We start from the raw sequence: 212 nt of genomic DNA, 5'->3' as shown, positions 1-212 counted from the left end.
CCGCGACCGGCTCGCCGGTGAAGGAGCCGGCCTGCGGCTCCCCGACGTGGCCAGGACCCTGCAACGCGGGCGCACCGCGCTGCCGTACCGCCTGGCCTTCGTCGCCGTGGACACGGCCGGAGCCGTGGCCGCGCTCACCGCCCACCTGGACGGCCGCGGCACCGAGCAGCGAGTACTCACCGGCCGGGTGCCGCGCGCGCCGCACCCGGCCG

General features: G+C 79.7%; 1 protein-coding gene. It reads left to right on the top strand.

Annotated features, from left to right (window positions below; all coding sequences use genetic code 11):
* Window positions 1-212, top strand: a 212-nt coding sequence (locus GT042_RS02155) for a hypothetical protein (RefSeq protein WP_161306990.1), incomplete at both ends; no start/stop codon positions are given.

This window comes from Streptomyces sp. SID3212, assembly GCF_009865405.1.
Lineage (GTDB): Bacteria > Actinomycetota > Actinomycetes > Streptomycetales > Streptomycetaceae > Streptomyces.
This window is presented reverse-complemented; position numbering and strand designations above follow the sequence as displayed.